Origin of the sequence: Collimonas sp. OK412, assembly GCF_900112135.1 — a bacterium.
GTDB classification, from domain to species: domain Bacteria; phylum Pseudomonadota; class Gammaproteobacteria; order Burkholderiales; family Burkholderiaceae_D; genus Collimonas; species Collimonas rhizosphaerae.
On sequence record NZ_FOLC01000047.1, the window covers coordinates 1 to 13,050 of the forward strand.

Annotated in this window: 12 protein-coding genes and 1 pseudogene; 6 read left to right on the plus strand and 7 right to left on the minus strand. The window is 60.6% G+C overall.

Translation table 11 applies throughout. The features are described 5' to 3' along the window. A pseudogene (locus BM062_RS26300) lies at nt 1–330 on the plus strand (hypothetical protein); the annotation flags it as partial. 113 nt (nt 331–443) lie between these two features. On the opposite strand, the gene BM062_RS24450 reads toward BM062_RS26300, so the two are convergent. The 4 genes from BM062_RS24450 to BM062_RS24465 form a co-directional block, all read right to left on the minus strand. Then, the gene (locus BM062_RS24450) at nt 444–1,121 is read right to left on the minus strand and encodes a type 1 glutamine amidotransferase domain-containing protein (RefSeq protein WP_092402223.1); all 678 of its coding nucleotides are present in this window, start codon (nt 1,119–1,121) and stop codon (nt 444–446) included. Between the two features lie 34 nt (nt 1,122–1,155). After that, nucleotides 1,156–2,187 (minus strand): NADP-dependent oxidoreductase, encoded by a 1,032-nt coding sequence (locus tag BM062_RS24455; protein WP_092402226.1) that lies wholly within the window; start codon nt 2,185–2,187, stop codon nt 1,156–1,158. Between the two features lie 74 nt (nt 2,188–2,261). After that, nucleotides 2,262–3,419 carry an iron-containing alcohol dehydrogenase gene (locus BM062_RS24460; RefSeq protein WP_092402229.1) on the minus strand — a complete coding sequence of 386 codons (1,158 nt, stop codon included), beginning with the start codon at nt 3,417–3,419 and terminating at the stop codon, nt 2,262–2,264. A gap of 69 nt (nt 3,420–3,488) precedes the next feature. Next, a complete protein-coding gene (locus tag BM062_RS24465) occupies nt 3,489–4,100 on the minus strand; it encodes a TetR/AcrR family transcriptional regulator (protein ID WP_092402232.1) in 612 nt (203 codons plus the stop codon). Nucleotides 4,101–4,499: 399 nt separating this feature from the next. Between BM062_RS24465 and BM062_RS24470 the strand changes: the two genes are divergently transcribed. Next, nucleotides 4,500–5,450: a LysR family transcriptional regulator gene (locus BM062_RS24470; RefSeq protein ID WP_092402235.1), complete on the plus strand. Its 951-nt coding sequence runs from the start codon at nt 4,500–4,502 to the stop codon at nt 5,448–5,450. 31 nt (nt 5,451–5,481) lie between these two features. On the opposite strand, the gene BM062_RS24475 is transcribed toward BM062_RS24470, so the two are convergent. Both BM062_RS24475 and BM062_RS24480 read right to left on the minus strand, forming a co-directional pair. Then, entirely contained in the window at nt 5,482–6,591 is a 1,110-nt protein-coding gene (locus BM062_RS24475) for an NADH:flavin oxidoreductase/NADH oxidase (protein WP_092402238.1), read from the minus strand. Between the two features lie 21 nt (nt 6,592–6,612). Next, nucleotides 6,613–8,409 (minus strand): ABC transporter transmembrane domain-containing protein, encoded by a 1,797-nt coding sequence (locus BM062_RS24480; protein WP_092402241.1) that lies wholly within the window; start codon nt 8,407–8,409, stop codon nt 6,613–6,615. Nucleotides 8,410–8,762: 353 nt separating this feature from the next. Between BM062_RS24480 and egtD the strand changes: the two genes are divergently transcribed. Continuing rightward, entirely contained in the window at nt 8,763–9,725 is a 963-nt protein-coding gene (gene egtD / locus BM062_RS24485; protein WP_092402244.1) for an L-histidine N(alpha)-methyltransferase, read from the plus strand. 25 nt (nt 9,726–9,750) lie between these two features. Further along, nucleotides 9,751–11,001 (plus strand): ergothioneine biosynthesis protein EgtB, encoded by a 1,251-nt coding sequence (gene egtB, locus BM062_RS24490; protein WP_092402247.1) that lies wholly within the window; start codon nt 9,751–9,753, stop codon nt 10,999–11,001. Here egtB and BM062_RS24495 read toward each other — a convergent pair. Then, nucleotides 10,969–11,892: a LysR substrate-binding domain-containing protein gene (locus BM062_RS24495; protein ID WP_092402253.1), complete on the minus strand. Its 924-nt coding sequence runs from the start codon at nt 11,890–11,892 to the stop codon at nt 10,969–10,971. The genes egtB and BM062_RS24495 overlap by 33 nt on opposite strands. A gap of 188 nt (nt 11,893–12,080) precedes the next feature. Here BM062_RS24495 and BM062_RS24500 point away from each other — a divergent pair, with 188 nt between their 5' ends. Beyond that, entirely contained in the window at nt 12,081–12,698 is a 618-nt protein-coding gene (locus BM062_RS24500; protein ID WP_092402250.1) for an FMN-dependent NADH-azoreductase, read from the plus strand. Between the two features lie 93 nt (nt 12,699–12,791). After that, the coding region (locus BM062_RS24505) for a transposase (RefSeq protein WP_139220191.1) at nt 12,792–13,050 on the plus strand (259 nt) is incomplete at its 3' end.

A 13,050-nucleotide genomic window follows, 5' to 3' on the forward strand; every position in this document is an offset into this window, starting at 1 on the left:
ATGCAAATCGAACAGACCTTTCGCGACTTGAAGAATCCCCAGTGGGGGATGGGAATGCGCGACAGCCAGACGCGCAAGCGCCACCGCCTTGCCATCTTATTGCTCATCGCTGCGCTTGCAACCTACGCGCTTTGGCTCATTGGGCTAACCGCCTTGGGCCAAGGCTACCGGCTCGCTTATGGCAGTGCCAAAAAATCCGCCTCCACTCTATCAATCCTGTCACTCGCCCGTCACTGGCTGGCGGATCGGAACGCATTACAGTTTCGATACTGTCTATACAACCAAGCCGAAAACGAACTAATGGATAGAGTGAAAACTTATGAGATTTGAGGGGAAGGGTCAGACTCTGACCCTATTTAACGAATAATTCGACTCTGACCCTATTTAATCGGCGACGGGATGCAGAGTTTTGCATCTCGCCGCCGGTATCTTTCCGTATTACGTCAACCCAGCAATTTCAGCACCTGCTGTGCCACGGCAACCGAAGAGGCCGGATTTTGTCCGGTCACCAGATTGCCATCGGCAACAGCATAGCTCTGCCAATCGGCCAGCTTGCTGTAATTCCCGCCGAGGCGCTTCAATTCGGCTTCGACCAGGAACGGCACGATGTCGGTCAGCTGCACCGCCGCTTCTTCGCTGTCTGAAAAACCGGTTACCTTCTTGCCCTTTACCAGCGGCGCGCCATCTGCGCCACGCACATGGCGCAATACGCCGGGTGCATGGCAAACCGCGGACACTGGCTTGCCCGCCGCGTACATGGTTTCGATCAGCGCGATCGAATCCTTGTCTTCCGCCAGGTCCCACAGGGGACCATGGCCGCCCGGATAGAACACTGCGTCATAATCGCTGGCCTGCGCCGCCGATAACTTGATGGTGGAGGCTAGCGCTGCCTGCGCAGCGGTGTCTTTCCTGAAGCGTTCGGTGGCTTCGGTCTGCGCGTCAGGCTCGTCGCTTTTCGGATCCAGGGGCGGCTGGCCGCCTTTCGGCGAAGCCAGGGTGAGTTTGGCGCCGGCATCCAGGAACGCGTAGTAAGGCGCTGCAAATTCCTCCAGCCAGAAACCGGTTTTCTTGCCGGTGTCGCCCAACTGGTCGTGGGAGGTAAGCACCATTAATATTTTCATTTGAATTCCTTTTGAGTGTGTGCTGCGTAATGCTTCATTCGTCGCCGGCCCGTATCACCAGCTTGCCGAAATTCTTGCCTTCCAACAGGCCGATAAAGGCTTGCGGCGCATTCTCCAGGCCGTCGACGATATCTTCCCGGAATTTGATTTTGCCGGCGGCGAGCCAGCCGCTCATGTCCTTGAAGAATTCCTGGTAGCGATGGTAGTAGTCGAAGATGATGAAGCCTTGCATCTTGATGCGGCGTACCAGCAACTTGCCCATCAGTCCGGGCAGGTGATCCGGTCCTTCCGGCTTGCCGGCGGCGTTATAGTTGGCGATCAGGCCGCATACCGGGACCCGGGCGTGCAGGTTCAGCAGCGGCAGGACGGCGTTGAAGACAGCGCCGCCGACGTTTTCAAAATACACGTCGATACCTTTGTCGCAGGCGGCCGCGAGCTGTTGCGGGAAGTCGGCGGCGCGATGGTCTATGCAGGCGTCGAAGCCCAATTCTTCCACTGCGTATTTACACTTGTCGGCGCCGCCGGCGATGCCGACCACGCGGCAGCCTTTGAGCTTGGCAATCTGTCCGACCACCGAACCGACCGCGCCGGTGGCCGCTGCCACCACCACGGTTTCGCCGGCTTGCGGCTGGCCGATGTCGAGCAAGCCCATATAGGCCGTGAAGCCTGGCATGCCAAGCACGCCTAAGGCGTAGGACGGTTTGCCGAGTTTGGCGTCAAGTTTGGTCAAGCCCTTGCCGTCCGATAGCGCGTAATCCTGCCAGCCGCTGTAGCTGAGGACCAGGTCACCGGGTTTGTAGTCAGCGTGCTCGGAAGCTTCTACCCGCGCAACGGTGCCGCCGACCATCACTTCACCGATTTCGACATGCGCCGCATAGGAAGGTGCGTCGCTCATGCGCCCGCGCATATAAGGATCAAGCGACAGGTAAACCGTGCGCAGCAGCACCTGGCCGGCGGCCGGCACCGGCACCGGGCTTTGCTCCAGCTTGAAATTGTCCGGCGTCGGCGCGCCGTGCGGACGCGAGGCTAGCAGGAATCGGCGATTGATGGTTTTGCTTTGTGACATGTTGGCTACTCCTTCAGTGGAATGAATGCCGGCGCTGGCCTGCCGGCATGGTCGAAATCAGCTAAACATCAATTTCACAAGGCGGCTTCGAGGATGGTGCGGCTGACGGCCAGGGTATGGTCCTGGTGTTCGCCCAGCGCTGTCATGCCATGCTTGTCCAGTTGGCCAAGCACGGTCTCGACCGCATCCTGGCCCAGTTCATAGTCCGCCAGGCGAGTCTTGATGCCCAGGCTTTCAAAGAAGTCGCGGGTGCGCTGGATGGCCAGGTCGATGCGTGCATCTTCGCTGCCTTCGGTGATTTGCCAGACGCGTTCGGCGTATTGCAGCAGCTTGGCGCGCTTGCTGTTGCGCCGGACCGACAGCAATGAAGGCAGCACGATTGCCAGCGTGCGCGCATGGTCGATATCGTATTGCGCGGTCAGTTCGTGGCCCAGCATGTGCGTGGCCCAGTCTTGCGGCACGCCGGCGCCGATCAGGCCGTTGAGCGCGAGCGTGGCAACCCACATCAGGTTGGCGCGGGCGTCGTAGTCGTCAGGTTCGGCCAGCACTTTCGGCCCGGTCTCGATCAGGCTCAGCAGCAAGCCTTCGGCGAAGCGGTCTTGCACCTGGCCTTGCACCGGATACGTCAGGTACTGCTCGACGGTATGCACAAAAGCGTCGACGACGCCGTTCGCAATCTGCCGCGGCGGCAAGGTGAAGGTCTTGGCCGGATCGAGGATGGAGAATTGCGGGAACACCAGCGGGCTGTGGAAGGCCAGCTTGGCCTGTATCGATTTGCGGGTGACGACGCCGCCGTTGTTCATTTCCGAGCCGGTGGCCGGCAAGGTCAGCACGCTGCCGAAGGGCAGGGCGCTGCGGATATTGGCGCCGCGCTTGACCGCGATGTCCCAGGCTTCGCCTTCAAAATTCGCCGCCGCGGCGACAAACTTGGTGCCGTCGATGACCGAGCCGCCGCCTACCGCCAGCAGGAAATCGATCTTTTGCGCTCGCACTTGTTCAACCGCTTGCATCAGCGTTTCGTAGCTTGGATTGGGTTCGATGCCGGCGAACTCGTGGATTTCGCGTTTGCCCAGCGCTGCCTTGACTTCGTCCAGGGTGCCGGTTTTCTGAGCGCTGGCGCCGCCGTACAGGATCATTACGCGGGCGTCGCGGGGAACCAGGCCGGCCAGTTTGGCGATGGTGTCGCGGCCGAAGACGATCTTGGTGGGATTGTAGAATTCAAAATTCAGCATGGGATTTCCTTGGGAAGTGATCCGCGCATCGGCGGAGTGGTAAAAAAATGCACGAACTGGTGTCGTGCTTCAGTGTGGGGGCGGCGGCGCCAGGATGTTGAGGGTAACGTCCATGGCGTTTTCCAGCGCGCTGCGGTCGCGCTGGAGCTTGGCCAGCAGGCTGGCTCCCAGCCAAAGCTGGTACAGCATCTGTGCGGTTTTCTGCGGTTCCAGCGCGATCCGCAAGGAGCCATCCGCTATGCCTTCGGCGATGCAGTCTGCCAGGCGCGCCATGACCAGGCGTGTGCCTTCGCACAGGGCCAGGCGCATGTCCTCCGACAGGTCGGCGACTTCGGCGCTGAGTTTCACCACCAGGCATTTGTCCATGGCTTCCGCGCCGGACTGGGTGTCGAGCCAGTGGCCCCAGTAGCGCAGCAGCCGTTCGCGGGCGGGTTCTTGCGCCGGCTGCACGCCGACCTGCAAGACTTCATCCATCGCCTGCAGGTAGTTGTCAACATACTGTTCCATCAGCGCCCGGCCATACTGTTCCTTCGATCCGAAGTAGTGGTAGAACGAGCCCTTGGGTATCGCTGCCGCGCTCAGGATCTCGCTGAGGCCGACGCCGGAAAAGCCTTTGACGGCAATGATCTTTTGTCCGGCGTCCAGGATATGGCGCTTGGTGGTGTCGTATTTTGCTCTCATGGTGCGACTATTCTAAACCTAAATTAGACCGGTCGTCTAATGACAGGTGATTTTGAGGTTGTTGCTGAATGGAAAAGTGCGTCCGATTCGATACCTGAAGTCATGCCAGTCATGCTTTGGCGATGGCTACCCATGCCTATGCATATCCGTTATGCTAGTGAGGTTTATTGTGCAATTTTCTTGTCTGAACATTCGCATTCCCATACTAATTTTACTGTAGTGTTTCGCACATGATGACACTTGATAAACGGCGTCTTTCCGTGCCATACGTCGTTGCAAATCCTCGCGATGGCTCGCTATCGCTCCGGTTTGCGCGGGGCGGCCATCCGCCTAGCCTGGCACGAAAATCCACCATTTCTTAAGCGCCATTATGTGCGAAATACTACACGAGCGCCGCCCATGACATCGCGTACCAACCACCATCTCGATACCTACCTGCTGCGTGTTTTGCACACCTTGCTGGTGGAAAAAAGCGTATCGCGCACCGCCATCAAGCTGGGACAGTCGCAGCCGACCATCAGCAATACGCTAAAACGCCTGCGCGAACTGACCGGCGACGCCATCCTGGTGCGCGGCAAGACCGGCATGGTGCCCACCGAACGCGGCCAGGAATTGCTGGCGCTGGCGAAGCAGGGCCTGGAAGTCATCGAAAAAATCGCGGCGCCGGTAGCGGCGTTTGAAGCCGACAGCACGGCGCGGGTATTTCATATCGCCACGCCGGATTACCTGAACATGCTGTTGATCCCTTCCATCATCGAACAGCTGCGGCGGCGCGCGCCCGGCGCCAGCCTGATGGTGCACGCGCTGGACGCCAACCTGGACTATGCCAACGCGCTGGAAAACGGCCGCTTCGACCTGGTGATCGGCAACTGGCCCGATCCTCCCGAGCACCTGCACCTGGCGCAACTGTTCGATGACGACGTGGTATGCATGATGCATCGCGACCATCCGGTGGCGAAGAAGGGCCTGACCCTCAAGTACTACCTGGAAATGCCGCACCTGGCGCCGACGCCCTATATCGAAGGCCATCGCAGCGGCATCGACGCCGCCCTGGCCGAGCAGGGTTTGAAGCGCAACGTGCAGGTGACGATCCCGTATTTCGCGCTGGTGCCGCACGTGCTGGCGAAATCGGACCTGATTTTCACCACCGGCCGGCAGTTTGCCGAACATATCATCGAGGACTGGCCGATCGGCATGTTCACGCTGCCGTTCGACATGCCGAAAATGCGCTTCTACATGCTGTGGCACGCGCGTTCGCATGTGGCGCCGGATGTGGTGTGGCTGCGGCGCCTGATTGCCGAAGTGTCGGCCGACCTCGGCAAGTCCAGCGGCAAGCCGCCGGCTCTGTAGCGCCAGCCACGCCGGCAGAGCCGGGCTTGGCTCACTTGCCGCTGTAGTCGACGTTCGGCCGCTGCGGCGATTTGCGTGAAGTCGCGCGCATGTATTGCGGCGCCCATGAGGTGACGTCGTGCAGCGCGTCGGCGGCGTGCAAGGGCCAGTAAGGATCGCGCAGCAGTTCGCGCGCCATCAGCACCAGGTCGGCTTGTTCGGTGCGTAATATGTGCTCGGCCTGGCCGGGATCGGTAATCATGCCGACCGTGCCGCTAGGGATGCCGGCTTCATTCCTGACCCTGGCTGCGAACTGGGTCTGGTAACCGGGCCCTACCGGAATCGCGGCGGCTGCGATATTGCCGCCGCTGGAGACGTCGATCAGGTCAACCCCCGCTTCGCGCAACAAGCGGCTCAATGCCACGGTTTCATCCACATTCCAGCCGCCGTCGATCCAGTCCGTGGCCGACAGGCGCACCAGCAGCGGCAGCTGTTCCGGCCAGACCTGGCGCACGGCTGCCACCACTTCCAGCACCAGGCGCGCGCGGTTTTCAAACGAGCCGCCGTATTGGTCGGTCCGGTGATTGCTGATCGGCGACAGGAACTGATGCAGCAGGTAACCATGCGCCGCATGGATTTCGACGACCTTGAAGCCGGCTTGCTCGGCGCGCCGGGCGGCGTCGGCAAACGCCTTGACGACATCCTTGACGCCATCGGCAGTAAGCGCGCTGGGCGTGGTGTAGCTGGCATCGAACGGAATCGCCGACGGACCGTCTGTGCGCCAGCCGCCCTGGCCGGGATCGACCCGCCCTTGCTGTTCTTCCCATGGCCGCCAGACGCTGGCCTTGCGGCCGGCATGCGCCAGCTGGATGCCGGCTACCGTGCCCTGCTGCGCGATAAAGCGGGTGATGCGGCTTAGCGGCGCGATGTGCTCGTCTTTCCAGATGCCCAGGTCCTGCGGCGAGATACGGCCTTGCGGCAGCACCGCGCTGGCTTCGAAAATGATCAGGCCGGCGCCGCCGACCGCGCGGCTGCCGAGGTGCACCAGGTGCCAGTCGTTGGCGAAGCCGTCTTCCGCGGAATACTGGCACATGGGGGCAACGGCAATCCGGTTCGCCAGGGTCACGCTGCGCAATGTGAGCGGAGAAAATAAGAAAGTCATGTTCTTTTCCTGTAAGTTGGTTTATGCATCCGCCAGGCCGTTGAACTGCAATGCCGCGAGGCTTGCGTACAAGCCGTTCTGCGCCACCAGTTCGGCATGGCTGCCGGTTTCCACTATGTGCCCGTGTTCCAGCACGATGATGCGGTCGGCGCGCTGCACGGTGGCCAGGCGATGGGCGATGACCACGGTAGTGCGTCCTACCATCGCCGCTTCCAGCGCGCCTTGCACCGCACGTTCGGATTCCGCGTCGAGCGCGCTGGTGGCTTCGTCCAGCAGCAGCAGGGGCGGATTTTTCAGCAGCGCGCGGGCGATCGCAATACGCTGCCGCTGGCCGCCCGAAAGGCGCACTCCGCGCTCGCCGAGGAAGGCTTGGTAACCTTCCGGCAGGCGTTCGATGAATTCGTGCGCCGCGGCCATTTTCGCCGCTGCGATGACTTCAGCATCGCTGGCGCCGACCCGGCCGTAACGGATGTTTTCCATTGCATTGGCAGAGAAGATGACGGTATCTTGCGGCACGATGCCGATGGCGTTGCGCAAAGTGTGGAGGTCGAGATATTTGATGTCGACGCCATCGAGCTTGATGCTGCCTTGCTGCGGATCGTAGAAACGCAGCAGCAGCTGGAACAGCGTGGTTTTGCCGGCGCCAGAAGGACCGACCACGGCGACGGTTTCACCCGGCCTGATGTCTAGCGACAGGCCGGACAGGGCCGCGCTTTCAGGGCGCGACGGATAACGGAAGCCGATGTTTTCCAGGGCCAGCGCCGCGCCTTGCGCGGTGCGCGGCGGCAGCGTTTCCGGCAACAGCACGGATTGCACCGGCGACTGCGCCGCCAGCAATTCCAGCAGCCGTTCGGTGGCGCCGGCAGCGCGCTGGGCATCGCCCAGCACTTCTGCCAGGGCGCCGATGGCGCCGGCCAGCAAGGCTGCGTACAAGATGAACTGGCCGAGTTCGCCGCCGCTCATGCGGCCCTGGACCACGGCGTGCGCGCCCAGCCACAGCACAAACACGATGGCGCCGAACACCAGCAGGATCGCCATCATGGTCAGCACCGAACGGGCGCGTATGCGCTCCATCGCAGTGCCGAAAGCGTTTTCGATAGAGACGTCGAAACGCTGCGCTTCGATATTTTCGTGGGTAAACGCTTGCACGGTCGGCATCGCATTGAGGATTTCGCCAGCCATCGCCGAGGCGTCGGCAACCCGGTCCTGCGACGCCCGCGACAGCTTGCGCACGCGGCGCCCGTACCAGACTATCGGCAGCACCACCAGCGCCAGCATCACCAGGATGATCGCACTCAGCTTGGCGCTGGTGATGAACAGCATGACCATGCCGCCGGCGAACAGCAGGGCGTTGCGCAAGGCCATCGAAATGCTGGTGCCGACCAGCGCCTGGATCAAGGTGGTGTCGGTGGTGATGCGCGACAGCACTTCGCCGGTCTTGGTGGTTTCAAAGAACTGCGGGCTCTGCGTGACGACATGCGAATAGACCGCGCTGCGCAGGTCGGCGGTAACCCGCTCGCCCAGCCAGGACACCATGTAGAAGCGCGCCGCGGTAGCTACGCCCAGCACGCAGGCGACGCCGAACAGCGCCAGGAAGTACAGGTCGATATGATTGGCGCCTTGTATGCCGCCGGTGCTGAAGCCGAGGTCGATCATCTGCCGGAATGCATAGGGAATCGCCAGCGTGGCGCCGGCCGCCACCAGCAAGGCCAGGCTGGCCATGACGAATTGCCGTTTATACGGGGCCAGGAAAGGAACCAGCCCGACGAGCGTGCCCAGACTGCTTTTTTGAGGTTCTTTGGAGGTTATGGTTGTCATGTCTGTTTCGGTGGGGGCAGCGCAATCCGCTGCGAGCTTGGCCTGGCAACGTTGAAGCACGGTGCAGCGGATAGGGCGGAAAAATGTATTTGTGCCAATATTTTCTGCATTTGTCTTGCAATCAGTTAAGAGACTGGCCGCAGCTTGTCCGCAATATGCATTCTCTTGAACGGGAACTTCAACCGTCAATCGAATATCGATATACTTTGTACAGCATGCTTAGCTCAGAAGAGCAGTTTGCTAGTGTAGTGGATGTTGCGCGATAGCGCAGGATCTCGATGCAATGGAGCGGACTTGAATCCCGGTAGTGGAATGCGTAATTTTTTTAATGATTGCCATCTCAGGAGAATCCTTTGGCTCAATTGTCGCAAGCGATGCAAAACAGCGTGGCGCCGGACGAGATCCAACAGCAGCTGGCGGCCGGCCTGCTGGCGGCGCACGCGCACACCTCTCCCAAATATCTCTACGATGTCCTTGGTTCACGGCTGTTCGCCGCGATTTGCGAACTGCCTGAATATTATCCGACCCGCACCGAAGCGGCGATTTTCGCGCAGCATGAGCAGCAGATTGCCGCCGCGGTCGGGCCGGGTTCGGTCTTTATCGACCTGGGAGCGGGCAATTGCAGCAAGGCTGCCCGGCTGTTCCCGAGCCTGCAGCCCCGGCAGTATGTGGCGGTCGATATCTCCGTGCAGTTCGTGGCGGAAGCGGTGAATGCGCTGCAGCAGCAGTTCCCGCAGATCAGGATGACTTGCCTGGGCATGGACTTTTCTGCCGAACTTGAACTGCCGGCGGCGCTGGACATGCACCATCGCCAGTTCTTTTATCCGGGATCGTCGATAGGCAATTTTGCACCGCTGGAGGCATTGATGTTCCTGCGACGGATTCGCAAGGCCATGGCCGGCAGCCACAGCGGTTTGCTGATCGGGGTTGACCTGATCAAGGACAAAGCGATCCTGGACGCCGCTTACGACGATTCGCTGGGCGTCACCGCGGCGTTCAACCTGAATCTGCTGCATCATTTGAATCGTTTGCTGGATGCCGATTTCCGGCCGGCAGACTGGCGCCACTGCGCTTTCTATAATAGCGGCCAGTACCGCGTAGAAATGCATCTGGAAGCCAAACGCGAGCTCACCGTCCACTGGCAGGGTGGCGGCGAGCGGCGGTTTGCGCGCGGCGAGCGCATCCATACCGAAAGCAGCCATAAATATACCCGCCAGGGATTTATCGACATGCTGCAGCTGGCCGGCTTCAGCGCCGTGCAGACCTGGTCCGATCCCGACAACTGGTTCATGGTCTGCCATGCCCAGGCCGCCTGAACCAAAACCTCCAGACAGGAACGCGATGCACAAGCTGGCGAAAGCTTTTTCCACGGTACGCGACCAGACTTGCCGGCTGGTGCAGCCGCTGTCGGCAGAAGATTGCTGCGTACAATCGATGCCCGACGCCAGCCCTGCGAAATGGCACCTGGCGCATACCACCTGGTTTTTTGAAACCTTTATCCTGGAGCGGTTCGAGACTGGTTTCCAGCCGTTTCATCCTGCTTTCCGGGTACTCTTCAATTCGTATTACGAAGGCGTGGGCGAGCAGCATCCGCGCGCACAGCGCGGCCTGGTGACCCGGCCCGCCTTGAGCGAAGTGCTGGCTTATCGGCAAAACGTCGATCAACGGCTGCTGGCGTTGCTGGGACAAACGCTGGCGCCGGAGCAAGCGCAGCAGTTGTCGGCGCTGGTCGAGCTCGGATTGCAGCACGAGCAGCAGCACCAGGAATTGTTGCTGACCGATATCAAGCATCTGCTGGCCATGAATCCTTTGCTGCCGCCTTACCTGGCGTCGAATGCGATGGCGGAAGCCAGCAACGGCGGCAACCCGGCGGCAGCCTTGTCATGGCAGTCGTTCGAGGCCGGGATTGTCGAGATCGGGCATGCCGGGCAAGGGTTTTTCTTCGATAACGAAACGCCGCGCCACCGGCAGTTTGTCGAACCGTTTTCGATGGCGTCGCGGTTGGTCAGCAATGGCGAATACCTGGCGTTCGTGGAAGACGGCGGCTACCGGAATCCCTTGCTGTGGCTGGCCGCCGGCTGGGAATGGGTGCAACAGCAAAAGCTGTCGCGGCCGCTGTACTGGCAGACCGCGCATGCGCAATTCGATTCCGCCTGGCGCGAATTCACCTTGAACGGCTTGCAGCCGCTGGCCTTGCATGAAGCGGCCACCCATCTTTCCTTTTTCGAAGCCGAGGCTTATGCGCGCTGGGCAGGCGCCCGCCTGCCCACCGAGGCGGAATGGGAGCGCGCGGCGGCGAGCCAGTCGGCAGATTATTTCGGCGTGGCGTGGCAATGGACCACCAGCAGTTACGCACCGTATCCCGGCTACGTCGCCTTGCCGGGCGCGGTGGGCGAATACAACGGCAAGTTCATGGTGAACCAGTATGTGCTGCGTGGCTCTTCCTGCGCCACGCCGGACGGCCACGCACGCCTGAGCTACCGCAATTTTTTCCCGGCCACCGCGCGCTGGCAGTTCAGCGGGATCCGCCTGGCGCGTTCCGCCGGGCGCGCCCCTGAATCAGCGCGGGCAATTGCCGGGAGCGAGCTGTAGCTTGCTGAGATTCTCGATCAGGAAGTCGACAAATACGCGCACCGCCGGCAGCAAACCTCTCTGGGTCGGATAGACCACTTGCAGATGGCCGGCCGGCACGCTCCAGTCCGGCAGCACATGCACCAGGCTACCCTGGTTCATCTCCTCGATGCAATATTCGGTCGGCAGCATGGTCAGGCCCAGGCTGCGCAGCGCCGCCCGCTTGCGCAAGGAGAAATCTTCGACCGACAGGCGCGGCTCCGCCACCAGTTCGAAACGTTCCTTGTCCGGGCCGTCGAGGAACAGGTGGACGCGGCGGTCGCGCTCGACCGCGCCCAGGAACGGCAGTTTGGCCAGGTCGCGCGGATGCCGCAGGGGCGCGTAGCGCGATATCAGTTCCGGCGTCGCTACCAGCACACCGGAGGCGGCGCGCAGGCGCCTGGTGGCCAGGTTCGGATCTTCGTCCTCGGGCGCTCTTACCCGCACCGCCACATCCACGCCTTCTTCCAGCAGGTTGACGCGGCGGTTGGTAAACAGCAGGTCGATATTCACCTTCGGATAACGTTCCAGGAAAGCCGGCAACGCCATCGCCACTTCCGACTGGGCGATCGCCACCACGCAAGTCACCCTGACCGTGCCGCTCGGTTCCGCCAGCGAACTGGTCACCGCCAGTTCCGCCGCTTCGGCCGCGGCGATCACTACCTGACAGTGCTGGTAGTAGCGATTGCCGAGGTCGGTGAGAGAGATGCCGCGCGTATTGCGCTGTAGCAAGCGTGCTCCCAGCCGGCTTTCCAGTTCCGATATGCGCCTGGACAGGCGCGACTTGGGAATGCCCAGGCTGCGTCCGGCGGCCGTGAACCCACCTTCCTGCACTACATTGGCGAAGAAATAGAGGTCGTTCAAGTCTTGCATGATAATCATCCATTGTTCTGTATGTAGAACAATATATCTTGTTTTTGCTATCTAGTTCTATTTTTGAGGCGGGGGTAGGATGGCGTCAATGGTTCAGGTAACCAGGTAAATCAAACTCTGTTGGCATCGTGATGTACGGATCGCTATAGATTTTGACCCACTCTTAATTTAATCGAACGGCATATATCATGAAACTCTTACATATTGATTCCAGCATCCTCGGCGACGCTTCGGCCTCGCGCCAACTGACCCGCGAAGTAGTGGCGACGCTGCAAGCAGCGGATTCCGACCTTGAACTGACTTACCGCGACCTTAGCAAAGACGTCACTGCCCATTTGAGCGGCGCCACCTTCGCTGCCAAGGGCACGCCAGCGGAAAAACGCAATCTGTCGCAAAAGCTGGAAGTGGAGCTAAGCGAAGCGATCCTCAATGAATTCATGGCAGCCGATGTGATCGTGCTCGGCGCACCAATGTACAACTTCAGCGTGCCGACCCAGCTCAAGGCATGGATCGACCAGATCAGCATCGCCGGCGTCACTTTCCGCTACAGCGAAAAGGGCCCGGAAGGCCTGGCCACAGGCAAGCGCGTCGTGATCGTGTCGACTTCCGGCGGCAAGCATGCAGGCAGCCCTACTGGCGTCGCCCATGAAGACTATTTGAAATTGGTGTTCGGTTTCCTCGGGATTACCGATATCGACGTGGTTCGCGCCGACGGCCTGGCCTACAGTCCTGAAGCGAAAGAAGCCGGCTTTGCGGCAGCTCGTGCACGTATCAGCGACCTGACCAGCGCAGTGGCAATGGCCTGATCGACAGGGCTGAAATGAAAAAACCGCTACCTGGTAGCGGTCAGGTTGCTGACAAAGCCTTCCGAAATTGGAAGGCTTTTTCTATAATGGGGCATGCTAAAAATCCCTGCACCGTACCAGCACGAACTGGAGATGGTGACACTGGAAAGCCTGGTGCCCAGTGATCATCTACTACGTAAGATCGCTGCGGCGGTCGATTTCGATTTTATCCGTGAGAAGGTAGCGCACCTGTACTGCGCCGATAACGGGCGTCCGGCGCTCGATCCGGTAGTGTTGTTCAAACTCTTATTCATTGGCTATCTGTTTGGCGTACGCAGTGAACGGCAGTTGATGCGCGAAGTACAAGTGAACG